21 protein-coding genes are annotated in these 26,464 nt (G+C 29.8%); 7 read left to right on the top strand and 14 right to left on the bottom strand.

The window, feature by feature from the left end; translation table 11 throughout:
• Positions 1-451: 451 nt before the first annotated feature.
• From trxB to FZC35_RS00655, 4 genes are all read right to left on the bottom strand, one after another.
• Positions 452-1,399, bottom strand: coding sequence for a thioredoxin-disulfide reductase (trxB, locus tag FZC35_RS00670; RefSeq protein WP_148980746.1), 948 nt, complete (start codon positions 1,397-1,399; stop codon positions 452-454).
• A gap of 660 nt (positions 1,400-2,059) precedes the next feature.
• Positions 2,060-4,798: an isoleucine--tRNA ligase gene (ileS, locus tag FZC35_RS00665; protein WP_148980745.1), complete on the bottom strand. Its 2,739-nt coding sequence runs from the start codon at positions 4,796-4,798 to the stop codon at positions 2,060-2,062.
• 318 nt (positions 4,799-5,116) lie between these two features.
• On the bottom strand, positions 5,117-6,343 hold the full coding sequence (gene glyA, locus FZC35_RS00660; protein ID WP_148980744.1) for a serine hydroxymethyltransferase: 1,227 nt from the start codon (positions 6,341-6,343) through the stop codon (positions 5,117-5,119).
• Positions 6,344-6,651: 308 nt separating this feature from the next.
• A complete protein-coding gene (locus FZC35_RS00655; protein WP_148980743.1) occupies positions 6,652-7,929 on the bottom strand; it encodes a glutamate--tRNA ligase in 1,278 nt (425 codons plus the stop codon).
• Between the two features lie 143 nt (positions 7,930-8,072).
• On the opposite strand from FZC35_RS00655, the gene FZC35_RS00650 reads away from it, so the two are divergent.
• Positions 8,073-8,855: a biotin--[acetyl-CoA-carboxylase] ligase gene (locus tag FZC35_RS00650; RefSeq protein ID WP_148980742.1), complete on the top strand. Its 783-nt coding sequence runs from the start codon at positions 8,073-8,075 to the stop codon at positions 8,853-8,855.
• Positions 8,856-8,919: 64 nt separating this feature from the next.
• Here FZC35_RS00650 and FZC35_RS00645 read toward each other — a convergent pair whose 3' ends face one another.
• Positions 8,920-10,251, bottom strand: a complete 1,332-nt coding sequence (locus FZC35_RS00645; RefSeq protein WP_148980741.1) for a hypothetical protein — start codon at positions 10,249-10,251, stop codon at positions 8,920-8,922.
• Between the two features lie 182 nt (positions 10,252-10,433).
• Between FZC35_RS00645 and FZC35_RS00640 the strand changes: the two genes are divergently transcribed.
• The 3 genes from FZC35_RS00640 to FZC35_RS00630 all read left to right on the top strand — a co-directional run bounded on the left by FZC35_RS00640 (position 10,434) and on the right by FZC35_RS00630 (position 14,149).
• Entirely contained in the window at positions 10,434-12,722 is a 2,289-nt protein-coding gene (locus tag FZC35_RS00640; protein ID WP_148980740.1) for a DNA gyrase subunit B, read from the top strand.
• 172 nt (positions 12,723-12,894) lie between these two features.
• A complete protein-coding gene (locus FZC35_RS00635; protein ID WP_148980739.1) occupies positions 12,895-13,716 on the top strand; it encodes a hypothetical protein in 822 nt (273 codons plus the stop codon).
• 121 nt (positions 13,717-13,837) lie between these two features.
• The gene (locus FZC35_RS00630; protein ID WP_148980738.1) at positions 13,838-14,149 is read left to right on the top strand and encodes a hypothetical protein; all 312 of its coding nucleotides are present in this window, start codon (positions 13,838-13,840) and stop codon (positions 14,147-14,149) included.
• 423 nt (positions 14,150-14,572) lie between these two features.
• Here FZC35_RS00630 and FZC35_RS00625 read toward each other — a convergent pair whose 3' ends face one another.
• The 8 genes from FZC35_RS00625 to FZC35_RS00590 all read right to left on the bottom strand — a co-directional run bounded on the left by FZC35_RS00625 (position 14,573) and on the right by FZC35_RS00590 (position 23,803).
• The gene (locus tag FZC35_RS00625) at positions 14,573-15,625 is read right to left on the bottom strand and encodes a PCRF domain-containing protein (RefSeq protein ID WP_148980737.1); all 1,053 of its coding nucleotides are present in this window, start codon (positions 15,623-15,625) and stop codon (positions 14,573-14,575) included.
• A gap of 2 nt (positions 15,626-15,627) precedes the next feature.
• Complete coding sequence (hisS, locus tag FZC35_RS00620; protein WP_148980736.1) at positions 15,628-16,818, bottom strand: histidine--tRNA ligase; 1,191 nt, start codon at positions 16,816-16,818, stop codon at positions 15,628-15,630.
• Positions 16,819-17,082: 264 nt separating this feature from the next.
• On the bottom strand, positions 17,083-17,829 hold the full coding sequence (locus FZC35_RS00615) for a hypothetical protein (RefSeq protein WP_148980735.1): 747 nt from the start codon (positions 17,827-17,829) through the stop codon (positions 17,083-17,085).
• Positions 17,814-19,133 carry a cysteine--tRNA ligase gene (gene cysS, locus FZC35_RS00610; RefSeq protein WP_148980734.1) on the bottom strand — a complete coding sequence of 440 codons (1,320 nt, stop codon included), beginning with the start codon at positions 19,131-19,133 and terminating at the stop codon, positions 17,814-17,816. Before cysS ends, FZC35_RS00615 begins: the two co-directional genes overlap by 16 nt.
• A 57-nt stretch (positions 19,134-19,190) precedes the next feature.
• On the bottom strand, positions 19,191-21,587 hold the full coding sequence (gene lon / locus FZC35_RS00605) for an endopeptidase La (RefSeq protein ID WP_148980733.1): 2,397 nt from the start codon (positions 21,585-21,587) through the stop codon (positions 19,191-19,193).
• 142 nt (positions 21,588-21,729) lie between these two features.
• Positions 21,730-22,113, bottom strand: coding sequence for a disulfide bond formation protein B (locus tag FZC35_RS00600; RefSeq protein ID WP_148980732.1), 384 nt, complete (start codon positions 22,111-22,113; stop codon positions 21,730-21,732).
• 194 nt (positions 22,114-22,307) lie between these two features.
• Positions 22,308-23,075: an ABC transporter permease gene (locus FZC35_RS00595; RefSeq protein ID WP_148980731.1), complete on the bottom strand. Its 768-nt coding sequence runs from the start codon at positions 23,073-23,075 to the stop codon at positions 22,308-22,310.
• On the bottom strand, positions 23,072-23,803 hold the full coding sequence (locus tag FZC35_RS00590; RefSeq protein ID WP_148980730.1) for an ABC transporter ATP-binding protein: 732 nt from the start codon (positions 23,801-23,803) through the stop codon (positions 23,072-23,074). The genes FZC35_RS00595 and FZC35_RS00590 overlap by 4 nt, the downstream gene beginning before the upstream one ends.
• Before the next feature lie 162 nt (positions 23,804-23,965).
• Between FZC35_RS00590 and FZC35_RS02965 the strand changes: the two genes are divergently transcribed.
• Positions 23,966-24,172: a hypothetical protein gene (locus FZC35_RS02965; RefSeq protein ID WP_320410366.1), complete on the top strand. Its 207-nt coding sequence runs from the start codon at positions 23,966-23,968 to the stop codon at positions 24,170-24,172.
• 66 nt (positions 24,173-24,238) lie between these two features.
• Here the strand turns inward: FZC35_RS02965 and FZC35_RS00580 are convergent, their stop codons facing one another.
• On the bottom strand, positions 24,239-24,523 hold the full coding sequence (locus tag FZC35_RS00580) for a hypothetical protein (RefSeq protein WP_148980728.1): 285 nt from the start codon (positions 24,521-24,523) through the stop codon (positions 24,239-24,241).
• 124 nt (positions 24,524-24,647) lie between these two features.
• Here FZC35_RS00580 and FZC35_RS00575 point away from each other — a divergent pair, with 124 nt between their 5' ends.
• Together FZC35_RS00575 and FZC35_RS00570 are read left to right on the top strand one after the other, a co-directional pair.
• Positions 24,648-25,025 carry a TraR/DksA family transcriptional regulator gene (locus tag FZC35_RS00575; protein WP_148980727.1) on the top strand — a complete coding sequence of 126 codons (378 nt, stop codon included), beginning with the start codon at positions 24,648-24,650 and terminating at the stop codon, positions 25,023-25,025.
• 2 nt (positions 25,026-25,027) lie between these two features.
• Positions 25,028-26,404, top strand: a complete 1,377-nt coding sequence (locus FZC35_RS00570; protein ID WP_148980726.1) for a phosphohexomutase domain-containing protein — start codon at positions 25,028-25,030, stop codon at positions 26,402-26,404.
• Positions 26,405-26,464: the final 60 nt, after the last annotated feature.

Here is a 26,464-nt window from a genome sequence, read left to right as displayed (position 1 = left end):
TATTGAAAAATTTATTATTATATTATATTTTACACTGTTAAATTATTAAAATCTCATGTGAATACGCTTTATTAGGACTCATGCAAATATTGACTCATAAAATTATCAATATTTATAAAACAACAAATATGAGCTATTTATCTTAACTACTTAAAATGCTAAATCACTATAAATTTCACAACTAAAATCTGATTCTTTTGAAAATATTCATTAAAATTTAAAATTTCTGAAAAAAATGCATTGTTTTGAAATATTTAACCTAAATATTCACATGAAAACATGACTGATTTGGCAATTATTTTAAAATTGCGCTTTAAATGCAATATTTCCTAATTATTTTGAATTACATTGTAAATTTCATTAATTCTATTATTATCATTTTCGAAATTTCATCATAGTCTTATCATGGTGTTAATTTATATTTCTAATTTCACTAATTTATATTATTATTCTATTTAAAATTTTCTTGTATATATTTAATTGACTCAATTCCTGCGATGCATCCCTGCCCTGCAGATGTAATTGCTTGCCTGTAAACTTGATCAACTACATCTCCAGCAACAAATAATCCAGGAATTTCTGTCTTCACATTGTTCGACGCAACATATCCACTGCTATCAAGCTCAACTAAACCTTTAACCAAATCAGTTTGAGGAGAATGGCCTATGGCAATAAAAATTCCATCTATTTTAAGATTTGTAATTTCTTTTGATATTAAATTCAGCACTTTTGCCTCAGTCACAAGCTTTGGAGATTTGGTTCCAATTACTTCATTCAAAGTGCAATTTAAATGCATCACAATATTTTCTTTTTCAAGCATTCTATTTTGCATAATTTGCTCTGCACGAAAAGTTTCTCTTCTATGTATCACATGAACTTTTGAAGCAATGTTAGAAAGATATATAGCCTCTTCTACTGCTGTGTTACCACCACCAACTACTGCAACTTCAAGATTTCTATAAAATGCACCATCGCATGTTGCGCAAGTAGAGACCCCATATCCTAAATAATCAAATTCACTATCCAATCCTAAATATTTTGCCTTAGCTCCAGTTGCAAGAACAACTGATTTGCAGCTATACAATGCTTTTTCTGATTTTAATTCAATACTTCCTTTGTTTGGATTTATCTTCTCAATAGTTTCATTTTTTAAAAAACATCCAGCGTTTTGAATTTGCTTATGCATTTTTTGCATCAATAATTTAGCATCTTCTTCATCAAATCCTGGATAATTTTCTATGGATGTAGTTGTCATCAATTGACCTTTTGGTTGCGGCCCTTCAAATACCACAACTTTCAGATTAGCTCTAGCGCAATATAATGCAGCACTTATTCCAGCAGGTCCAGAACCTATAATCCCCACATCAAATGATTCAAAAATATTATTATGATTATTCATTTACACTCCATAGATAGTTGAGTTTTCATTTTAGCATAATTGCTTTCAAACGCATAATTAATTGAAAGTTGAAAATCTTGAAATCAGAAACTGCAAACTTCAAATCACAGGAAGAAATAATACAGTCAATATTTTAAAATGATTTTCAAAAAATAATTTTAAAGTAAAATTTTGGAATTTATATCATTGGAATCAGGATTTAGGCTTTGAATTAAAATTAAAAATCCAAACATTAGAGCTATGATGGGGAAATAAGCATATTATGTTGAAAGTAATTTTAAATTCATGTTTGGAATTTTTAAACATACAACAATAGGAATTTTAAATTGAATCCATAGCTATAATCAAGATCATGAATTGGAAATTATTTTAAAGTAAGTAAATTTTGAAGTTTTGCAATTATGAAATTAGAAATTTGAATGCTTGAAATTATGTTGCGATTGAGATTAAATTATAAAATAATATTATTAGATTGATATTGATAATAATTTTAGAATTGTAATTTTTGACTTAGACAAAATAAGATTTTAAAATTAGAAAATCGCAACTTTGAAATTAAAGCAAAAAAAAAAAATAAATTATGACTATCAATTGAGAAATTATACCTAGCAATTAAAATTAAAATATTATAAAGCTTTATTCAAAAAAATGCATAAATTATTATGCAGAATCTTTTTCTTTGTACAGCTCAGATACTTTTTCGCATCTTTCGCATAATTCTTCAATATTCATGAATACTTTCTTGCATCTTGGACACTTATTTCCTGTGGCTTTTTTAGCAAAAATAATGATATTTTGATCTCTCATCTCATCTGTTTTGTTGCTGTCAATTTTACTAATATCAAATTTATCATTCAAATTTAAATTATAAAGTTCAAACTCTTGAATATCATTAAATATTTTCACTGAAGAAACAATGCATATCTCTTTCATAATATTTTCATGAGATTTATCTATATCTTTAGTTATAATTGCAATTTCTGTTTCTAGACTTGAATTGATATCCTTAGCTTCTCTCATATTTTCCAATATTGAAGTAACTGATTTTCTTATTTCTCTCAATTTAGCAATTTCTAATTCTGCATCATTGTTTTTCCATAAAGAATCTAATTCCATAATTTTTTGCTCATGAATTGAATCTTGATTACCCATAGCCTTCCACGCTTCTTCTGTTGCAAAACTCATTGTAGGAGCAAGCCATTTCAACAAACAATCCAAAACATTTTTCAATACTAAACGAACTAATTTTGGAGATTCATCCTTCATGTCATCACAATACAAAACATCTTTCCTTATATCAAAATAAAATGCAGATAAATCAACAGTGCAAAACAAAAATAACTTTCTGATGAATTTGTAAGTTGTAAATTCATTTACTGAACTCTTAAACTCTTCATTCAAAACATACAATTTATTTAATATCCACTTTTCAAGCAAAGGCATTGATTTATAATTTCCTCCAAATTCGAATTGAGTGCTTCCAATCATATATTTAATTGTGTTTCTGAATCTTTTCTCCATATCTTTAACGCGATTAAGATGCTCTAAACTCCACCTCATATCTTCAGTATAATTCTGACTAGAAATCCATAAACGGATCAAATCTGCCCCATTTTTCTCAATAATATCCATAGGGTCTACGCCATTACCAAGGGATTTAGACATCTTTCTTCCATTTTTATCTACAACAAACCCATGTGTAATTAAATTCTTGTATGGAAGTTTTGCAACTTCCCTTGAAGCCTGCAATGCAGAAGATTGAAACCAACCTCTATGCTGATCAGATCCTTCAATATAAACATCAGCAACTTCTCCATCAAGAACATAAGATTGGCTAGCTCCAGATTCAAACCAAACATCTAAAATATCATATACAGGAATGTAATCTGGATACTTTTCAACATACTCATTAGCAATGCTCCACCATTTATCTACTCCATCCTTAGCTAGTCTATTTTGGATTTCATTCAGAATATTTTCATCTTTCAGGATCTCTCCAGTATCCTTGTGATATAAAATAGCTAAAGGCACGCCCCATATTCTCTGCCTAGAAACACACCAATCTCCCCTATTCTCCAACATAGAAACAAATCGCATTTTTCCAAAATCTGGAATCCAATTAACTTGATCTACAACTTCTAAAACATTTTTCTTCATCTGTTTGATATTGATAAACCACTGCGGAGTTACTCTGTAAATCAAAGGCTTTCTAGATCTCCAGGAGTGAGGATAAGAATGCGTAATTTTTGTATGAGATGCAATTATATTCAATTTTTGCAATTCTTCTATAATAATTTCCTCGCTAGCAAAAATATCTTTTCCGCCAATAAGTGAAACATTTTCCTTGTATTTTCCTCGCTCATTTATTAATTCAGGAATTTCCAGATTATATTTCTTGCCTATTATAAAATCCTCTTCACCATGACTTGGAGCAATATGAACAAATCCAGTTCCTTGATCCAAAGAAACATGATGCCCTTCAACAACAGGGACTTCCATTTCAAATCCTAAATCATACATAGGATGTTTGCAGAAAGACTCCTCTAAATCACTTCCATTAATTGTTTCAGCAATATTTTTATCTATCGATGATCTTTTGCAAAATTCATCCAATAAATCTTTTGCAATGATGAGTTTTTCTTCTCCTGTTTTTATGATCACATACTCAAAATCTGCACCATATGCAACTGCTCTATTTGCTGGCAATGTCCATGGAGTTGTGGTCCAAATAACGATTTTAGACCCAATTAAATTCTTATTTTTGCTTTTTGTGATCTCAAATTTTACATCAATAGAATTGCTTTGCTTGTCATAATACTCTACTTCAGCTTCAGCCAACGCAGTTGCTTCAGAACATGACCACATAACTGGCCTAGATCCTCTGTATATTAGTCCATCTGCGACAAATTTATGAAATTCTTTCAAAATTTCTAACTGACTCTTCATGGTTGTATATGGATTTTCAAAATCTCCAATAACTCCCATTTGAACAAATCCATCTTTTTGAACTTTAATCCATTTTGATGCAAAATCTTTGCACATAATCCTGAATTCTTCAACACTTAATTCAGATCTTCTTTTGCCTTCTTTGCGTAATGCAGCTTCAACTGCGGATTCAATTGGCAGTCCATGGCAGTCCCATCCAGGAACATAATCAATTTTATATCCTAACATCGCTTTTCCACGATTAAAGATATCCTTCATTATTTTATTTACTGCATGACCCATATGAGGAGACCCATTTGCAAATGGAGGTCCATCATGCAACAAAAACTTTTCAGCATCACGTTCGTGCAACTTCTTATACAAAGAAATTTTAGACCAAAAATCCAATATTTCTTTATTATCTTTAGATTTAATTGGAAAAGATGTTTTAGGTAACGCAACAAAATATTTCATAATTACATATTACAATCAATAGAGCAATAACTCAAATAAATTACAAAATTATTATATATACCTATTGATCAATCTTGAAATATAGCTTCATATTCCACCAAACTGAAATATTTATCTTGTTTGGAATTTGAAATGCAAACTTATATAAACTTATGATTAATTCATTTTTTAATTTATATGATTCTTTTAAATTCTATGCAATTATTTTAAAGATTTTGAAGCTTTTAAAGAAATCGAGATTTTACAGCAATTTTATTCATTGCAATTCTTCGGATTAAACAGATTAAACAGATTAAACAAAATTTTATTCAGAAATAACTATGCTATTGGGTGTAATTTGCATAATTCTTCAACTTTTAATCTAATTCCACTGCTTTTTTCTCCCTTGCTATCAATTATCTCGATTATATATTTTGCTATTTGCTTACATTCATTCTCATTAAAGCCTCTTGAAGTGCATAATGGAGTCCCGATTCTTATTCCTGAAGTTTCTCTTGGGCTTCTAGTGTCTTTGTAGATCATATTTTTATTTACAATAATCCCTGCATCTGAAAGCCATTTTTCTGCTTCTTTTCCTGAACAATTATCTAATTTTACTATACATAAATGTGTGTCAGTTCCATGGGAAACAATTTGAAATTTCTTGGATAATTCTTCTGTCATCGCTTTGCTATTTAATATCACTTGCTTTGCATAATTTTTAAATTCGTCTGATGAAGCGTCATTAAAACAAATGGATTTTGCGGCAATGATATGCATTAAAGGGCCTCCCTGAATTCCAGGAAACACCCCGCTATTAATCTTCTTAAAAATATTTTCGTGATTTGTTAAAATTATTCCACCTCTAGGCCCTTTAAGTGTTTTGTGTGTAGTTGACGTGACTACATCTGCAAAATTTACGGGATTTGGGTATTCTCCTGCAGCAATTAATCCTGCTACATGAGCCATATCAACTAATAAAATAGCATTTACTTCATCTGCAATTTTCCTAAATCCTTCCCAATCTACAACTCTACTATAAGCTGATGTTCCTGCAATAATCATTTTAGGGCTATGTTCAAGAGCAATCTTCCTTACTTGATTCATATCAATTAACTCATCATCGCTTAATCCATAAGAAATTGAATTGTATATTTTTCCAGAAAAATTTACTTTAGATCCATGTGTCAAATGACCTCCAGAAGATAAATCCATTCCAAGAATTACATCTCCAGGTTTAAGCAAAGCATTAAACACAGCCATATTTGCTTGAGACCCAGAATGCGGTTGTACATTAGCATATTTTGCACCAAATAATTCGCATGCCCTTTTCTGACATAAAATCTCTAACTTATCAGCTATCTCGCATCCTCCATAATATCTTTTCCCAGGATATCCTTCAGCATATTTATTAGTAAAAACAGAGCTTTGAGCATGCCTAACTTGAGTTGAAGCAAGATTTTCTGAAGCGATTAAGGAGATAGTATTATTTTGCTTTTCATGCTCTTGTGCCAACAGAGAATGTGTTTCAAGATCTCGAGAACCATGCAATGTAAAATCATTCATATAACGAATTTTATGAATTATTATAATCTTTATCAAGCAAGTTGCGATAATTTATTTTTTATAATGAATTTATTGCTTATAGCAGTTGAATTATTCTTTTCTTATTTTACAAACTTTTCTTATTTTACAAAGCTAATTTTATTTTAATAACTTATAAGCCAATCTTAATAGTTCAGCATTGAATAACTTATAAACCAATATTGACAGTTCAGAATTTAATAACTTATAAACCAATATTGACAGTTCAGAATTTAATAACTTATAAACCAATATTGACAGTTCAGAATTCATCATGAAATATTTTTTATCTATGCAATAGATGCATAAAATCTATGTTTAAGGATTTTAATATCTATATTTTCAAGTAATTCAATCATTGATGGGCCAAATTTCTTCCCAGTTAATATGCTTCTCATCTTTTTCATAACAATTTTCCCATGCTCTAATTCTCTAATGCTTGCTATAAAATTATTCCAGTCAATATTCATTTTATCAAATTCAAATATTTTTTCATCTATATTCAGTTCTTTAAAATTAATCTTTTCATCTGATACTACGTCGCAATTTTCAAAAATCTTTTTCCAATCTTCTAAATCTTGCTTGAATGAAATTTCACTTTTAATCAATTCCCATTTATCAAAGTTTATTCCAAAATATCCATGAGCTTCATTTTGACTTAAAGATTGAATAAATTTATTTTGTAATTTTAACGCTTCTTTTTTAGACCAACGAATCTGTGAAGAAGAAAATTGAGAATCAGCATATTTGCTCAATTCTTCCATTGTTTTACAAAGATGAAACTCGCTCTTTCCAATAAACAGCATCTGATTTGCAAGGGTCATAGCGGAAAATCCTTCATTTCTTAAATCTTGAATACTTTCATCTTTATTTCTTTTTGACATTCGCTGCCCACCTTTGTTAAGCAAAATAGGCAAATGACCAAATTCTACTTTATGATTAGCAATTCTCTCAAACATGTATATTTGAATTGCTGTGTTGGTCACATGATCTTCACCTCGAAAAATATGAGAAACTTTTTCCTCAATATCATCAATCACGCTAGTAAGCATATAAGTAAATGAACCGTCACTTTTTTGCACAATTGGATCGCTGACTGATTTCAGATTAATAGAAATTTTTCCCCTAATTGCATCATTCCATTCAATTTTTATGCTCGGCAATTCAAATCTCCAATGTGGATTTGTGTCATCTGCTTGCTTTGCATTGAATTTTTTAAACACTGGAGGCTTTTTCTCTTTAGATAATTTCTCTCTCAGTTGGTCAAGCTCTTCTTTTGTTTCATATGCTGGATATACAATCCCTTTTTCTTTACAAATTTCAAGCCATTTTGAATATATTGCATTTCTTTCTGATTGAAATATTTCTTTATCAAATTTAATATTCATCCATTCAAGATCTGTTCTAATTGCTTTAATATATTCCTCTTCAACTCTATCCGTATCATCAAAACGTAATATGAATTTTCCTTTATTATTCATGGACCATAAATATGACAATAAAGCTGTTCTAACATTTCCCAAATGTAATAATCCAGTTGGGCTTGGGGCAAATCTAGTGCATAACATATACTAATCGTAAAATTCTATATAATATATTGCAATAACATATCTCATATATTGCAATAATATGTCTCGCATATTGTGATCATGCATCTTGCGCGTTTCAATAATACGCTTTCTATTATTCAGATATTGTGTAAAATTTACATATGAATTTAATAAGTCTCAGTAATTTCAAAAAATTTTTATTGATAAACTTAGATCAAATTGACAGTACTCAAATTATTGCTAAAGATATTATTCATGAAAAATATAACGAAGAAATTAATCTTGAATCTATATTAAATGAAAATAAATTTATTGCAATTAAAGCAAAAAAACAAAATGATGGGCGAGGACAATATGGACGCTCATGGCATTCTCCTGAAGGCAATTTATACCTTAGCTGCATAGTAAAATTAAAAAAATGCAATGTTATAAATCTTACTCAAATATTCACTATTTTAATTCATGATATTTTGCAAAATTACAATGTTGAGATAAGTGTAAAGTGGATTAATGATATTTTATATAATAATAAGAAAATGGGCGGCGTGATATGTGATTTACATAAATACAAAGAGCATCAATTGGCTGTTATTGGGATTGGGATTAATGTAAATATTGCCCATGCTGAAAATTCAATTTGCTTGAAAGATATTTTGAAGCACGAAATAGATATAGAGAAGTTGACTGAAGATATTTGTGATGAAATATTGACTTATTTGGATAATTTTCTTAATCATGGAATTAATTTCTTTCTCAAAAAACTCAATAAATATTCTGCATATTTAAATCAGGAAATTACTCTTCATATTGAAAATCAAGAAATTGAAGGAATATTTAAAGGTTATGATAAAAATGGAATGATAATTATTGAATCGAATAATGAAAGAAGAACTTTTCATAAAGGAAGATTAAGATTAAAGGATAATTTAAGTTATAAATTATAGAAAATTATTGCAAAAATATAGAAATTATAGAAAATTATTGCAAAAACAATCAAAAAATCGCTTCTTATGAATTATTTTTAACGAAATTATTGTAATATTCCAAAAGATTTTCTATTGGCTTTGGATTGCTGAAAGAAAAGGAAGAGAGATTCTCGTTATTATTCATATATGCATTAGTCCATTCTACGCTTTTTCTCTCTATTTTTGAGTATACATCTTTAAGTAATCTAAAAAACAAATCCAACTCCTCGAGTTTTGCAAAATTAGCAGGCGTGTCACTTCCATTATCAGCATTAAGCACAAAAGGAAAATCCAACAATCCTTTTCTAAAATAATCTCCACGTATAAATGCTTCCTTATTTAAATCTAAAAGATCTACATGATCTCCTACAATTATTAGCTCTTTTGGCAGTATGGCAATATATTCCAATTGTATAATATTCCTTAGCAATAAATGTTGCTGCATATCTATCGATACACTTAAAATATTGATACGATCATGTCTCATTTCTTTGCTAAAATTCATGCGTTTATAATCTTCTTTTTTTCCTAAATCATCTAATTCATTATCATTATCACTATAACAAAAGCAAAAGTTGGTATTAATGCCATCTTGAAAACAATCATTGATGATTTTATGTTCTATTCCATAATCATTTGCACCTAATAGTTCATATGCTAACTCAACCTCTAATTCATCAAAAGTAAGACCAAATTCAGATTGAAGTTCATCTGAATCTACGAGGTGATTATAAAGCGTACAAGCAGGAAGGTATAGATCACATTCAAATGCATGAATGTGTAATCTGGAAATTGCAATTCCAGATGGTATAATATTCATTTCACTAAATCCATTTATTCCTATCTCCAACTTTTCAATAGGAGCATTAAAAATAATTGATAATAGAAAATGTGGAATACTTTTTGATATATCTAAAGCTCCTACACTTTCTCCACTTATTGCATAACCTCCATTATAACCTTCTGATATTATGTTCCAGACTTCGCCTGGCTCTCCGTCAAGAATTCCTTCCATTTTACTGCAAGATATTTCATCCATGATTTGCTTTCCTAGATGTTGATCAATGCCACCTTTTATAGCATCTTCACTGATATCCATGTGAAGTAGCTTAAATGCATTTGCTTGAGTGCAATTGCTCATCCTTACATCATCAGTGTTATATAGTTTAGATTTTAATTCATAAGTTACAGATAAAAACATCATAATAGCATTTATGTTTATCGTATTAGTTCCTGGTTGGCATAGATCTTTAAATGAACTTAATGCAGATTCTCTAGCTTTGGAATATTCCATTACTTCAAAAGTACAATTAATATTAGACATACTTGCTAAAATAGCGCATGACAATATAGTGCTTTGCAGTTTGTTTAACATGATTTATTTATTAATTCAATTTAAAAAATTAGTCAAGGAAATCTGAATATTTTGATTTATATTTTTGATTATTGAGGCTGATTTCTTTCTTTTTTTGTATAATTTATATTAAAATGCTTAAATTTACATAGCATAATAATAAATCTGTTGGAAAAATTCCTATATAGCAGTAAGATAGTAGTGTGAACAATAATTACAGCGCAGATTCGATACAGGTTTTAAAAGGCCTTGAAGCAGTTCGTAAACGTCCGGGAATGTATATTGGAGATACTGATGATGGGCATGGATTGCATCATATGGTTTATGAAATTGTAGATAACTCTATTGATGAAGCATTAGCTGGTTATTGTAAAAATGTTACGGTTATTTTGCATAAAGACGGATCTGTCTCTGTTCAAGATGACGGTAGAGGAATTCCAGTTGATCAGCATAAGGGAGAAAAGATGTCTGCTGCTGAGGTCATTATGACCCAATTGCATGCTGGTGGTAAATTTTCTCAAAATACTTATAAAATTTCTGGTGGATTACATGGAGTTGGTGCATCTGTAGTTAATGCGCTATCACAATGGATGGTTGTGACTATAGGCAGAGATGGAAATGAACATATCATTGAATTTAACAGAGGAAAAACAGTAAAGCCTTTACATGTGTCTGGCCCATCAAAGAAAACAGGAACAAAAATACATTTCTTCCCTGATGATGAAATTTTTAGTGAAATTATTTTTGTAAAAAAAGAATTAGCTAATAGATTTCAAGAGTTAGTATTTTTGAATCCAGGCGTTAGAGTTGCATTAATTGATCAAAGGGCAGAAGAAATCACTGAGGATATATTTTTCGATGAAGGCGGAGTATCTTCATTTGTTAAGTTTCTTGCAAAAAGAAAAAAGCCTTTGCATGATGAAATAATAAGCATCAAGCAAGATGGCGATGAAGTGTCTATGAGATGCGCGATAATGTGGACTGACAGCTACCATGAATCTTCTTTGTTTTTTACAAACACAATCCCACAGCGTGATGGAGGAACTCATACAATGGGTTTCAGGAGCGGACTAACTAGAGCTGTTCAAAATTATTTGAAAGAAAATGGATCAAAAACGCAACAAAAAGTTAGCATTACTGGTGATGATGTTAGAGAAGGTGTTGTATGTGTGCTTTCTGTTAATGTAGTAGATCCTAAATTCTCATCTCAAACCAAGGAAAAGCTTGTTTCATCACATGTAAGAACAGCTGTGGAGCATGCTATTTATGCAAAAGTGAGCGAATGGTTTGAAGAGAGACCTCAAGTTGCGAAAACAATCATTCCAAGAATTTTAAGTGCAGCATCAGCTAGAGAGGCTGCAAGAAAAGCTCGTGATATGAGCAGAAAACAAAAAACAGGGATTGATTTCCAAGTTCTTAAAAAACTTGCAGGATGCTCTGAAAAAGACCCAGCAAAATGTGAATTATTCTTGGTAGAGGGTGATAGCGCTGGTGGTTCTGCTAAGCAGGCCAGAAATAGATTTGTGCAAGCTGTTTTGCCTTTAAGAGGAAAAATATTGAATGTAGAAAAGGCAAGATTTGATAAAATGCTTAGCTCCGCTGCAATAACTACTTTAATTTCTGCGTTAGGAACAAGCATTGGAGAAGATTTTGATATAGATAAAATAAAGTATCACAAAGTCATTATCATGACTGATGCTGATGTTGATGGAAAGCATATTTTAGCTTTGCTATTAACATTTTTCTTCAGGTATATGAAGCCTATGATTGATAGAGGGTATTTATATATAGCTCAACCTCCATTGTATGGAATTAAAAGGCAAGGTAAATTTACATATGTTCGTGATGAAGATGCTTTGAATTCTTATATTTTGAGAATCTTATCTGATAAAGAATTTAAGCAAGGGGATTATGTTTTAACAGGACATGAATTAAATGATTATTTGCAAGATATTTTTAACATTAAGAAAATTCTTAAGAATAAATCTCCAATTATGCAAATGCTTCTTGCTGCAAAAATATTTGATGGTGAGAAAATTGAACAAGATGTTCATGGAGCTCGTTTAGTAGAATATTTGGATAGCGAAAAATGGACAGTGCAATTTTCAGAACATGAATGGAGTTTGGAATGGAATGACAATGGAGTTTCTGAGGTAACAAAATTCGACATTAAATCTATTGGAGGTGGTGATTTCCAACATTTATCTAAATTTACTAATAAATGGTCTAAAATTTGGACAGAGGATCCAGTAAAATTCTATGATTCATGTTTAACTATGGGAAGAAAAGGGTTAACAATACAAAGATACAAAGGTCTTGGAGAAATGAATCCTGAAGATTTAAGTGAAACGGCTATGAAATCATATGTTCAGGTAACAGTTGATCACATTGATGAAGCAGATAAGATTTGCATAGATTTGATGGGTGAAAGTGTTGAAGAAAGACGTATATTTATTGAGAAAAACGCAGTATACGCTGAACTTGATAGCTAACACTTCTGCAATTTAATAAATTTCTCAAGAGCAAATCTTCTCAAAGGATTTTTTGTATTTAAAAAATTTGATTTATAAATTATGAAAGTTATGAAAAATTCTATTAAACATTTTTGCATCTTATACAAATATACTGCTTTAAGAATGTAAAATTAATTGCTATAAATAAATCATGTTAAACAAACTGCAAAGCACTATATTGTCATGCGCTATTTTAGCAAGTATGTCTAATATTAATTGCACTTTTGAAGTGATGGAATATTCCAAAGCTAGAGAATCTGCATTAAGTTCATTTAAAGATCTATGCCAACCAGGAACTAATACGATAAACATAAATGCTATTATGATGTTTTTATCTGTAACTTATGAATTAAAATCTAAACTATATAACACTGATGATGTAAGGATGAGCAATTGCACTCAAGCAAATGCATTTAAGCTACTTCACATGGATATCAGTGAAGATGCTATAAAAGGTGGCATTGATCAACATCTAGGAAAGCAAATCATGGATGAAATATCTTGCAGTAAAATGGAAGGAATTCTTGACGGAGAGCCAGGCGAAGTCTGGAACATAATATCAGAAGGTTACAATGGAGGTTATGCAATAAGTGGAGAAAGTGTAGGAGCTTTAGATATATCAAAAAGTATTCCTCATTTTCTATTATCAATTATTTTTAATGCTCCTATTGAAAAGTTGGAGATAGGAATAAATGGATTTAGTGAAATGAATATTATACCATCTGGCATGAAAATTGATACTTTGAAAATTGATTATAAATTTCGAAATGATGATTACGATGATTATATATGTCGCAACATTGGCAAAAGATTTAGAAAACTTGGCAGTGATGGAGCATCAGCAGTAGTTGGTGAACCTGGCATATGTGATTATGAAAAGTATCTGAAAATTGCATTGAAGATTGCAAATGCCAAAACTACAGTAAATTTTTTAATCTCAGCAAAGAAGAGCAAGAAATTTACAAACACATAAATTTGGCGAAATGAGACATGATAGAATCAACGTAACAAGGTTGCTAATGGAAGATTATAGTTATTTGCTCTTAAGAAATCTTATACAATTGAAACTAATAAACACATTGCTAAAAGAGCTAATGCTAATTATTACAGGAGGAGATATCGATTTGCTAGACTTAAGCAAAGAGAAATTCTTAGAAGGGAGATATTTTATAAATTCTCTAGGATGCGCTCCTGTTTTCTTTTCTACTAAACCTACCTCTAGTAGAGAATGCTGCAAATTTGACATTAGAATTGCAACATTTGAAGATTTAAATTCCTTTTCTAGATTTCTTAAAGATGTATATTTAAGTTCAAATACAGTGGAACGTGAGCATAGTATATTAAGAAATCCAAAACCAATAGAAAATCTTTTGGAATATACAAAAAATTCAAAAAGAAATTCATAATTTCAAGTTCTCAAAAGGCTTGCAGAATGCTCTGAAAAAGATCCAGCAAAATGTGAATTATTCTTGGTATATAGCGCTGGTGACTCCGCTAAAAGCAGGCCAGAAATAGATTTGTAAAAGCTGTTTTGCCTTTAGAAGTATATTTTATTTATGAAGGCTGATCCGCCAATATGAACAACTTTATAGTCCATTTAAATAATTATATATAGAAATAGTTTATTTGTTTTTTTGATAAATAACTTTATGATATTTTCTTTAAATTATATAATATTCAAAACTTTTCTCATGTAATTCCTCATAAAATTAACATGCATAGATTCTTTGTTGGCAATTATTATTTGAATAAGTTTGGCAAAAACGAATAAATCAAAGGAATGATTTCAGTAATTTGAAGAAAATCTTTTACAATTCAGGCTAATTTCATTAATTTTCAGAATTCAATTCACTATGAACATTCTTCTCTTTCATAGAAAAAATCACTTTTTCTAGAGTATCTGGATTTGTAACAAAAATTTCATTTAAGCCATGAACTGTTAATTTTGAACGATGATCTGTAATTCTATTTTGTGGGAAATTATAAGTTCTAATTCTTTCTGATCTATCTCCAGATCCAACTTGCGTCTTTCTATGATCTGCCATTTCCTTGTGTTGCTTCTGTTCAATTGCATCGCGTAATCTTGTTTTCAATACTTTCATGCCTCTTTCTCTATTCTTATGTTGAGATTTCTCATCTTGCATGCACACAACAATTTGATCCACATCTGGAGAAGAATATGTCAATCTCACCGCACTATCTGTAGTATTCACAGATTGACCTCCAGGCCCACTAGAGCGATAAACGTCCATTCTTAAATGCTCATGTTTAATCTCAACTTCAATATCTTCTTTTTCTTCTAGAGCAGCAACCGTTGCTGTGGAAGTGTGAATTCTTCCACTAGATTCTGTTTGAGGGACTCTTTGAACTCTATGCACTCCTGATTCATATTGCATAATATCGTAAGCATTTTCACCTTTAATATACAAAACAGCTTCCTTAAGCCCTTTAACTTCTGTAATATTTTTTGACATAATTTCAATCGACCAATTTTTATGTTGCGAATATCTAATATACATCTCTAACAATATATATGCGAATAACCCTGCTTCGTCTCCACCAGCGCCTGGGCGAATTTCCAACATAAGTGATTGCATTTTTGATTTATCTTTCAAATCAACAAATTCTTTATGAAGGATTTCAATTGCATTTTCTGCTTCTTTCTTTTGATCAAAAAGCCATTGTTCCTTAGATTCAACAATCATGGCAGAAATTTCTTCTAAATCGAAATGTAAATCTTCTAATTTCTGCGCTATTTCATATTCTTTTGAAATATTTCCTAAATCTTTAGATTTCTGCAATAAATCTTCCTTAGATATATTTATATCCTGTAATTCTTTCTCTAAAACTTTATATTTTCTAACAATCTCTTTCCACCACATAATCAATCCTTCAAAATCATTCTTTGGTCAATATAATTCAACATATCATCTATAGCAATTTTATCCTGTTCTCCAGTTATGCAATTTTTTATTTTAACAACATTGTTTTGTCTTTCTTCTGTTCCACAAAAAACAATATATTTTGGATCTAGTTTTCCTAATTTCTTCAATGATTTCTTAAAATCATTAAATAACGCGAAAGTTTTATACTTATTTCTAAGTAAATTAACAATATTCAATGTATAATCATGCTCATCTATTGAAACAACAATAATTTTACTATCATCTTGCTCAAATTTCACATCCATCATAAGAATTCTTTCAAGCCCAAATGACCATCCAATCCCAGAAATATCAGGCCCTCCCATTTTCTTTACAAGTCCTGAATATGCTCCACCACCTAAAATTGACATCCCTAAATCATTATTTTCTATCTCGAAAATAGTATGATTATAATAATCTAAACCACGAACTAAATAATCATCTAGTTCAAAATTAACATTCAATTTTTTCAAACCACTGCAAACTATGTCAAATCTTTTAATATCATCATCACTCATGCAATCTCTAATCTTTGGAATATCATATTTTTGCTTATCTGCATTTGTCATTTTATCTAAAGCGCGCATAGGATTAGATTCATCATGAAATATGTTATTTTCAGTAAGATATTTTTTCAAAACTTCATTATAAGAAGCAATAGTTTCGAAGCTACCCAAAGAATTCATTTTAACTTTTATGCTCACGCCAATTTCTTGCAAAAATTTCACAGCGCTATAAATTACATCAATATCAGTATATGGATTATCGTCAAAAACTTCACACCCAAGTTGAGTAAATTCTCTGTAACGTCCTTTTTGAGGCCTATTATGTCTAAATGTTTTTCCAAAATATGACACTCTTTTGTCATATATATCACCAGATTCAATTAAAGATCTCACCACAGATGTAGTAAACTCAGGTCTTAAAACTATATCTAAATCTTGCTTATCTTTAGAAACAGCAAAAAACATTTCCTTTTGCATTATTTCTGAACTAGATCCAACAGTTCGAACAAAAAATTCACATCGCTCTAAAATAGAAGGCTCTATCATGTCAAATCCACATGAATTCATTGTTTTAGAAAATTTATCAATAACATATTTCCTAAGATTATAATTATCTATCCAATCAATTGTGCCTTTAACATTCATATGCTCTTAAGATAACATTTTTGCACAGAAATAGTTATCTAGCATACCAATCTCCAACTCGATTCTTAAATTTTAAACTCAATTCCAGCGCTAAGCAAAAAACATTTAATTCCAGCGCTAAGCAAAAAACTTTTCAGAGAGTGAATCCCAAAGAATAAAATCAAAATCACCCCAATAAATATAATCTAATAAATATCAATGAATTTCTTGAATTTCATATTAAAAGATTGAATTACAAATCAATTTCTCAAACTGAATTAAAAATCAATTTCTCATTAAAATAGACCTAAGAAGCCATATAAAAATTTCATCATTTGGTACATATTTATGAGACCACAACTCTAAATGCTTACACATTGCAGATTTTGCATCATCATTCCTGTAGTTGTAAAAATGCTGCAAATATCTAATCCAAGACCAAGGGTTTTCCATAATTGACCAAAATTCATTTAAAGATTTATCGTCATTTTTCTTAATCAAGCTCATTTGATTTGTTTCATGAGTAGACATATTGCTAACCGCGTTTGGATCAATTAGATTTATCTTATTTGCAAAATGAAGATCATGTAAATTTTTCACCCAAAATAAATCATCTATACTATTAAACTTATAATCCAATCTTTTGATATGAAATTCAAGAAATTTATTTACATTCACTAAATCGCAATTAATTTCAGCAATTAAATCATGATTCGGAATATCTACAGGCTTTTTATCAAGCAAAATAATACATTTTCTCTGCCACTGCGTAATATCTTGCTTAAAAACCTCTTTAAAATCTTTTGGAGACATTTTTATCTTTAAGTCTGGCTCAGGAATAAGTGAATTTTGAAGTAAATTGAAATTTTTAAATTCCTTGCAATCTACAACTGCTCCACTAAATTCATCAAACAAACTATATGCAATTTCTTCATGTTTTCCATATATAACAATGCAATTGTATTTATTAATAATATGAAATGGATCAATTAATACATTAAATTTTCCACTAGACATTATTCTTTTCTCCATTTTATTCCATCTTTTGAATCTTCGATAATAATTCCCATTTGCTTTAATTGATCTCTAATTTGATCTGACAAATTATAATCTTTATTTTTTCTTGCCTCTTCTCTTTTTTGCACTAAACCTTCAATCAAATCATTATCAATGCTACCTGCATCATTAAAATGAATTCCAAGAATTTCACATGATTTTTTCGCACTTCCTAAATCTTCATTATTTTTAATAATTTCGCTAATTTTTTTAATAGCCAAAGGAGTATTTATATCATCAGCTAGCGCATTATAAACAGAGCTGAGAATTGTATTTCCTATCTCAATTTCTGACAAACTTCTCTTCCATTTTGCATATATATTTCCAGCTTCTTCCAGCCCATCTTCGCTCCAATTCATAGGATGTCTGTAATGCGACATAAGTAAAAATAATCGAATAACCATTGGATTGTATTTTTCAAGCAACTTTTTCAAATCCAAAGCATTGCTTGAACTTTTAGACATTTTATTATTATCTATATTTACAAAATGATTGTGAATCCAATACTTAGCACAATCAACATTGCAAAGACCGTATCCTTGAGCTCTTTCATTTGTATGATGAGGGAAAATTAAATCTTGACCCCCACAATGAATGTCAAATGGAAATCCAAGTATCTCTTTGCTCATGGAAGTGCACTCAATATGCCACCCTGGCCTACCATTTCCCCATGGACTACTCCAAAATACATCATTAGATGGCTTCCAAAGAACAAAATCATTTTCATGCTTTTTGATTGATGTCAATTCAATCCTAGCTCCAGATTCAGAGTTCATATTCTTACAAAAAGCTCTATAATCATCATATTTTGTTGAGTCAAACAAAACATTCCCATCTGCAACATATGCAAATCCATTTTCAATTAATTTTTCTATATCTTGAATCATATTATGTATATATTCAGTAGCTTTAGGCTCGTAAGTTGGATTTAAAACATTCAGTTTTTCTGAATCAAATTTAAAACTTTCATGAACTTCATTTGTAAGGCTTTTGTGTGGAATATTTCTCAATTTAGATTCGCTAATAATTTTATCATCTATATCGGTCAAATTTCTGACATAAATAACTTTTGGGTAAATTTGCTGCATAAATCTAAACAATACATCAAAAATAATAAATGATCTAAAATTCCCTACATGAGGAGATTTATATATTGTTGGGCCACAGGCATAAATTTTCACACATTTATCATCAAAAGGAATAAATTCCTCTTTTTTAGACATCAAACTATTAAATAATTTGATTTTATCCAATTGAATTTCTGTTTTTTTATGAATCATTTGTTTAATTTTACTCGCTTTATTAATATATTTATATAATTAATTTAAATAATCAGATCAATCGCATTTCTTTGCATTTTTACTGATATCATTTGAGCCTTCATTCTCGCTCTTTGAATCTTCACTTCTTAATTTTCCTTCGCTTAAATCTGGAATAGCAATTTGAATTACTTCATCTACATATTCGCATAGATGAAAATTAATGCTTTTCTTTACATAAGAAGGAACTTCTTCTAAATCTTTTTCGTTCTTTTTAGGCAAAACAATATTTTCAATTCCAGATCTATGAGCTGCCAAAACTTTTTCCTTCACCCCTCCAATAGGCAATACTCTTCCTCTCAAGCTAATTTCACCTGTCATAGCCAAATTTCTTTTTACATTTTTCTTCAATAAAGCAGACATAATTGAACAACACATTGCAACTCCAGCAGATGGACCATCTTTAGGAATTGCCCCTTCAGGCACATGAACATGAACATCTGTTTTATTTAATAACGCAATATCAATATTATATTTATTTGCTTGAGATTTAATAAAAGTCATTGCTGCTTGAATAGACTCCTTCATTACATCTCCTAAATGACCCGTGCTAACTATTTTCCCTGTTCCGCTAAAAGCAGAAGATTCAATGTACAGAATATCTCCACCCATTTCGGTCCAAGCCATTCCTGTGCAAACACCTATTCTATCTTCTAACTCAGCTTTATCAGAGGAATATTTTTGCATTCCAAGTAATTTATACAAACTATTTTTAGAAACATGAATCTTTTCTTTCTCTTTGCTTACAATCATTTTTACTGTTTTTCGACAAATATTTGCTATTTCTCTCTCTAAGTTTCTAACGCCAGCTTCTCTTGTGTATTTTGATATCAATTCATGCAAAGATTCTCTTGAAAAAGATAATTCTCCATTTTTTAATCCATGCAATTTCTTTTGCCTTGCAATCAAATGCTTCTCAGCAATATGCACTTTTTCCATCTCTGTGTATCCAGAAATTCTTATAATTTCCAAACGATCAACTAAAGCTGGAGGTAAATTCAAACTATTCGTAGTAGCAACAAATAAAACATCAGATAAGTCATATCCTAAATCTAAATAATTATCTTGGAAGGCGTGATTTTGCTCTGGATCCAACACTTCCAATAATGCAGCTGCAGGATCTCCTTTAACGTCATGTCCAACCTTACCAATTTCATCCAATAAAATCAGAGGATTTGATACTTTTGCTTTTTTAATTGCTTGAATAATTTTTCCAGGCATAGCTCCAATATATGTTCTTCTATGACCTCTTATTTCTGCTTCATCATGAACCCCTCCAAGAGAAATCCTTACAAAAGGCCTTCCCATTGCCTTTGCGATAGACTTTGCAACAGAAGTTTTTCCAACTCCTGGAGGTCCAAATAAACACATAATCGAGCTTTTGCTCTTCTTAACTCTCATTTGAACAGCTAATAATTCATAAATTCTTTCTTTAATTTTCTCTAATCCATAGTGATCGTTATCTAAAATTTCTTTAGATTTAGCAAAATTTTTATTTAAAACAGAAAATTTCCTCCACGGAAGCTCCATAATACAATCAATGTAACCCTTAACAATTGAAGATTCAGCAGACATAGCGCTCATTAATTTCAATTTTTTAATCTCTGATTCAATTCTTTCTTTCACTTCAGCGGGAGCATTTAGTTTATCTAGCTTGCTCTTAATTTCATCTATAGGATCTTCTTCTCCATCATTTAATTCTTTTTGAATAGCTTTCATTTGCTCTTGTAATAAATAACTCTTTTGATGCTCATCAATTTGTTTTTTAATTCTATCTCTAATACTTGTCTCAGTTTCTAAGATTTGCAGTTCTAGTTCAATCATTTCAATCAACTTACTTAACTTAGAACTCAGCTTAGTTTCTTCTAATATATCTTGTTTTTCACTATTTTTAATTGAAAGATTGCTTGCAACTAAATTAGAGCCCTTATCAATATCAGATGTATTCTCAACTTCAGCAATTAGCTCAGTAGAATTTCTCTCAATTTTCTTGATATATTTTACAAAAGATTTTGCCAAAGCTCTAAATAATGCAGCATGCTTCTCATTATCTTCATCTTCATTAGGCAATTCCACATAATCAGCAACCATAAATGGCCTATCTTGTGTATATTCATTTAATTGAACTCTTTTTTCACCTTCAATCATAATTTTGATTGTTCCATCAGCTAATTGCACATGCTGTATAATTCTACATAATGTACCAATTTTATATAAATCTTTTGGAAAAGGATCATCTTTAGTTAAATCTTTTTGCGCAACTAAAATTATATGGCTATTGCTCTTATCTTCAATAATAATCCTTGAAATATCTCTTGCAATAAATACAGGCAAAATCATATTTGGGAAAATAACCATATTTTGCAAAGGCAAAACTGGAGCTTGTTCAATTTTTAAAGCGAAATCATCATTCATTAATTATAGTTTAGGCAATTACAAGTCGATAAGCAACATAAAACGCATAAAATATTTAATTTAAATTACAACGAAAAGGAATTCAATTATTGATGAAAGAATTTGATTAAAATGCGTGATTTAATAGGGATAATTTATCAAATTATTTATTTCTTGATGCTAATAAAGATAAAACTAAACCAATAGAGCTAAGACAAATAACCCAAAATTGCATCGGAAGCTCTAAAAATGTATTTTGCTCTAAGCATGATCCACCCTCAACACAACACCATGAAGGCTCTATTCCATTTATGTAAAAATATAAAGCTACATTTCCAAAGGCGAAATTTCCTAATAACAAAATAGTTGAAATATATATGTATGCATGTCTAAATAAGCTCAACCATGAAAAAATTAAAGCTCCAAAGAAAGTTAATCTAGAAATAACACAAAACATGCATGGATGAATCCCTCCATACTTAATCAACAAAAATGAAAAGGCTAAAATTCCTATTAAAAAGAAATTTAATATATGTTTAATTCTCATGACACATATTACATAAATTATATAAAAAATAAAATCTATTTAAATTAAGAAAATAATAAGCGAATTATCTAAATTAGACGAACAAACTTAAACGTAGTGCAAGTTTATCAAGCAAACGAAGTGAAGTAGAAATAAACTTAAACGTAATAAAATAAAATTCGAGTTAAGCTAATTTGCAAGATAAATATTTGAGTTTAGATAAAATCTAATCTTTTTCTTAGTTTTCTAATTCCGAAAACCCAACACAATAAAGTAAAAATAATCAGAACAGGCAAAGATATCCATATATTAATAAAATCTCCCGACCCTAATACAACATATCTCATCGCTTCATTTGCATAAGTATAAGGACTGCATAATGCAATATATCCAAGAATAGGAGATATAGATTTAGCTATAGCATAAGAAAATTGAAATCCTCCTATAATCCACATAGGAAATAAAATTCTCATTAATGTATTTCCAATTTTCATCATATTTTTTGTATATGCCGCTAAGAAAAATGAAAAGGTTCCAAAAAAACCTCCAATAACTGTTAAGGTAAGAAAAAATAATCCGAAATTTATATTTTTCAAAATTATATGCTTAAACAAAACTATTCTTAAAATGAATAATGAAAAAGTTCCAAAAAGCACTCCATTAAAAACAAAAGACAAAACCATCTTAAGAAAAATCAAACTATTTGCTATAGGTAGAGTGAAATAATACTGAATATGCTTTTCCCCTTCTAAATCACTTAATAATCTAAAGATGCTTCTGTAGGATTCAAATCCAACAACACTTACAATCAAGCTTGCAGCCTGAAGAGATGCAAACGAACTAGAAGTTCCAAAAGCTTTAAAAATATATCCAGATACTAATGCTATAAGCGTGCAAAATATAGCATTGTTAATTAAGCTATCTGTCATGTTTCTAACAATAATCATGCACTCCATTTGGATCAATCTTAAAAATGTAATCATATTCCGTCTTCTCCTATTTTAACCATAATTTCTTCCAGGTTTCCCTCTTTTTTAGATTTTAACTCATCCAATTTTCCTAAGAATTGCATTTCTCCATTATGCAAAATACATATTCTATCTGATAAATATTCAACCTCATCCATGTAATGCGTTGTAAGAAGAACAGAAATTCCTTCTTTTTTAAGATTCAATATAATATCCCATAAATTTTTCCTAACATTTGGATCTAGGCCAAGTGTAGGTTCATCAAAAATAACTAGTTTAGGATTATGCATTAATGCCCTAGCAATCGCGACTCGTTGCTTGTACCCACCAGACAAAACTGCAGGATAAGAATCTTCATATTTCCCCAACATTAATTTTTCAGATAATGAATTAAATTTATCTACAGATTCATCGTATGTAAAACCAAAAAATAATCCATCATTAATAAGATTCTCTTTTACAGTAATTCTATTATCTAAATTCAATTTTTGCGGACATAGGCCAATTAATCTCTTATATTCTGAAAGGTTTTTATAAATTGGTTTATCATTATGCATAATGCTTCCTGAAGTTGCTGGAATTAATCCTGCAATAATGGAAGATAAAGTTGTTTTACCAGATCCATTCACTCCAATTAATCCCAAAATCTCACCTTGTCTTATAGTTAGTGAAATATTTTTGAGAGCATGTATGTTGTTCTTATAAACCTTGCATACATCACTGACTTGATATACAGTACTCATATTAATAATCTAGTTACTTATATGAAAATTGTAAAGAAAATCAAAAATATTTTATGTGTCTGTCTGATCATATTAGAGATATCATATACAATATTATTATCTATAGCTAAGTCTTATTTTTCTTTTGTTAAAATAATAATAAACCATTCTCAAATCGAAACAATGCTGAAATTTAACGCTATTCATCTATCAAATGCCTCTCAATCTGCGCTTGCAATATGGATCACGCTAACTCCAGGAACAATAGCATTCATAGAAAATAATGAAATTATTGTTCATTCTGCATGTGGCAATACATCTGATGAAATCAATATAATGATCGATCAATTAAATAATTGGGTTAGTAAAATTCATAAATTAACAAATTAGTTGAATAAAATTTATTATTAAAAATAAATATAACAAATCAATTGAATGGATTTTTATCATTCAAGATCAATAAATTCTTTTCCAAAAAGTATATTGAATAAATACAGACATCAGAGAAGCAGATATAGCGGTAAAATACATTGCAAAAAATCCTATATTAGATCCAATCCACGCTCCAATAATGAGCCAAATAACAACATACAATAATCTTAATAATAAAATTGGCCAAATCAAATAATTAGTAATTTCATTTGCAAAATACAAAGAAAATAACAAGCAAAAAGCAACTCCTATGCTATAGAAACTAACAAGAGCAGAGAGAGCCAATGATTCTAATATAATAAATCTCATATATTAAATATAGATACAATCAATTTAAAACAAATAAAATTTTATACTATATTTTGCATATTATTCAGTATTTCTTTTTATTTTATTTAATAATGAAGTCTAGAATAAATCCAATGGAGAATATATGAAAACATTAAGCAGTAAAGATTTATCATATTTTAAAGTGAAATTAGAAGAAATGGAAAGAGAGCTCATCTATGAAATCTCAAACAGAATTTCTAAATATAAAAAAGAAAAAAGTTCAGAAGAGCTGGAAAATATATCCAATAGCTTGAACGATGAAGTTCTGATGGAAGAGCAAAGAAAATCTCAAAAAATGCTAAAGGAAGTACAGCTTGCATTAATTAGAATGCAGAATGGCGTATATGGAATTTGTCCAAAAACTAAAAAAACAATAAGTTTAAAACGTCTCATTGCAAACCCTACTGCGATATGCAACATAGAAGCTCCACAAAAACCTGAAAAAAACTTTACATATCCACGATATTTCAATAATATTTAATCATGAATATATCCAATATTTCTATAGATTTCCAACATGCCATTGGAGATTATGATATTAGAGGATGCGTTAATGAACATTTTGGCCCAGATCAAGCTTATTTGATAGGATTATCGTTTGGATCCATATTGCAATGCCAAGGCGGCAAAACTGTTGCTGTTGGATATGATAGAAGACCATCATCTATAGAGTTTAATGAAAAGTACATCGAAGGATTATTAGATTCTGGAGTTAATGTTGTCAGTGTAGGAAGAGCATCAACGGCATATACAGCATTGGCATATAAATTCCTAGGAACTGATGCATCTACAATGATTACAGCTTCTCATAATCCAATAAGATACAATGGATTTAAATTTTACATGAAAGGAAAAAACTTTTATGGTCAAGATTTAATTGAGCTGTACGACAGAATTAAAAATAATGTGTTTTACAAAGGAAAAGGAACAAGGTCCTATAAAAACTTTATGGAAGAATACATTCATTATCTTTTTCAGCATATGAATATAGAAAATACTAATGTGGTTTGGGATGCAGGACATGGAGTTGCTGGAGACATGCTTGAACATTGCGCCAAATATCTTCCTGAATCTCATTCCTTTTCCAGAATTGAAGAAAATACAGAATGTAAAGATTTTGACAATACAAAACCTGAATTTTTAAATTATACATGCAAAACAATTGCAAATAAAAAAGGATATATATCACTAGCTTTTGATGGAGATGCGGACAGAATGGTTGTTGTGGACGAAAACCAAAAAGCATGGAGCGGAGATGAGCTTCTTTTGATATTTAGCATAACGTCAAGAATGAATGGAGGGGAACCTATTAAAGCTATATGGGATTCAAAATCTAGCAAAACCTTAATAAAATATGCATCTGCATTTGGAGTAGACATAACATTAAGCAAAACTGGACATTGCTATGTTATAAATTCAATCAGAAAGCAAAAAGCTATGCTTGGAGGAGAAATAAGTGGTCATTATATGTTTAGAGATTCTTTCTTCTGCGCAGATGATGGAATATATAGTGGATTGAGATTGCTAAATATTATCAATTGCATACCATGCAAATTATCTGACATAAAATCATTTATGCCAAAAGTATGGGCAAGTAAGTCAATTAGAATAAATTGTGGAGATCTTAATAAGCATGAGGTTATGAAATATCTTAGAGATTCCTTGTCTAGATCAGAGCTTATGATTGAAACATTGCATGACAACATACTTGTAAATCATCACAATGGATGGTGGATGGCAAGAGCATCTCAAACAGAAAATGTAATATCAGCTAGGTGTGAAGGATGGAATGAAGAAGCATATGAAGAGGTAAAAAACTTTATGGAAGCCACATTATCTTCATGTGGACTTCCCTTCTAATTACTCATATCTGAATTTTTAATTTGATAATTTTTAATTTTATATATATTTATATATAAT

The sequence above is a fragment of the Candidatus Cytomitobacter indipagum genome, from assembly GCF_008189285.1.
Taxonomy (GTDB): Bacteria; Pseudomonadota; Alphaproteobacteria; order CAJXXZ01; family 1604HC; genus Cytomitobacter; species Cytomitobacter indipagum.
This window is presented reverse-complemented; position numbering and strand designations above follow the sequence as displayed.

Coding starts and splice junctions, on each gene's coding strand:
- glyA (WP_148980744.1), bottom strand. CDS start 6,343: ATGAATGATTTTACATTGCATGGTTCTCGAGATCTTGAAACACATTCT.
- FZC35_RS00635 (WP_148980739.1), top strand. CDS start 12,895: ATGTTAAACAAACTGCAAAGCACTATATTGTCATGCGCTATTTTAGCA.
- FZC35_RS00590 (WP_148980730.1), bottom strand. CDS start 23,803: ATGAGTACTGTATATCAAGTCAGTGATGTATGCAAGGTTTATAAGAAC.
- FZC35_RS00595 (WP_148980731.1), bottom strand. CDS start 23,075: ATGATTACATTTTTAAGATTGATCCAAATGGAGTGCATGATTATTGTT.
- FZC35_RS00645 (WP_148980741.1), bottom strand. CDS start 10,251: ATGTTAAACAAACTGCAAAGCACTATATTGTCATGCGCTATTTTAGCA.
- FZC35_RS00575 (WP_148980727.1), top strand. CDS start 24,648: ATGAAAACATTAAGCAGTAAAGATTTATCATATTTTAAAGTGAAATTA.
- ileS (WP_148980745.1), bottom strand. CDS start 4,798: ATGAAATATTTTGTTGCGTTACCTAAAACATCTTTTCCAATTAAATCT.
- FZC35_RS00570 (WP_148980726.1), top strand. CDS start 25,028: ATGAATATATCCAATATTTCTATAGATTTCCAACATGCCATTGGAGAT.
- cysS (WP_148980734.1), bottom strand. CDS start 19,133: ATGATTCATAAAAAAACAGAAATTCAATTGGATAAAATCAAATTATTT.
- hisS (WP_148980736.1), bottom strand. CDS start 16,818: ATGAATGTTAAAGGCACAATTGATTGGATAGATAATTATAATCTTAGG.
- FZC35_RS00655 (WP_148980743.1), bottom strand. CDS start 7,929: ATGTTATGCACTAGATTTGCCCCAAGCCCAACTGGATTATTACATTTG.
- FZC35_RS00650 (WP_148980742.1), top strand. CDS start 8,073: ATGAATTTAATAAGTCTCAGTAATTTCAAAAAATTTTTATTGATAAAC.
- lon (WP_148980733.1), bottom strand. CDS start 21,587: ATGAATGATGATTTCGCTTTAAAAATTGAACAAGCTCCAGTTTTGCCT.
- FZC35_RS00580 (WP_148980728.1), bottom strand. CDS start 24,523: ATGAGATTTATTATATTAGAATCATTGGCTCTCTCTGCTCTTGTTAGT.
- FZC35_RS00600 (WP_148980732.1), bottom strand. CDS start 22,113: ATGAGAATTAAACATATATTAAATTTCTTTTTAATAGGAATTTTAGCC.
- FZC35_RS00625 (WP_148980737.1), bottom strand. CDS start 15,625: ATGTGGTGGAAAGAGATTGTTAGAAAATATAAAGTTTTAGAGAAAGAA.
- FZC35_RS02965 (WP_320410366.1), top strand. CDS start 23,966: ATGCTGAAATTTAACGCTATTCATCTATCAAATGCCTCTCAATCTGCG.
- FZC35_RS00630 (WP_148980738.1), top strand. CDS start 13,838: ATGCTAATTATTACAGGAGGAGATATCGATTTGCTAGACTTAAGCAAA.
- FZC35_RS00615 (WP_148980735.1), bottom strand. CDS start 17,829: ATGGAGAAAAGAATAATGTCTAGTGGAAAATTTAATGTATTAATTGAT.
- trxB (WP_148980746.1), bottom strand. CDS start 1,399: ATGAATAATCATAATAATATTTTTGAATCATTTGATGTGGGGATTATA.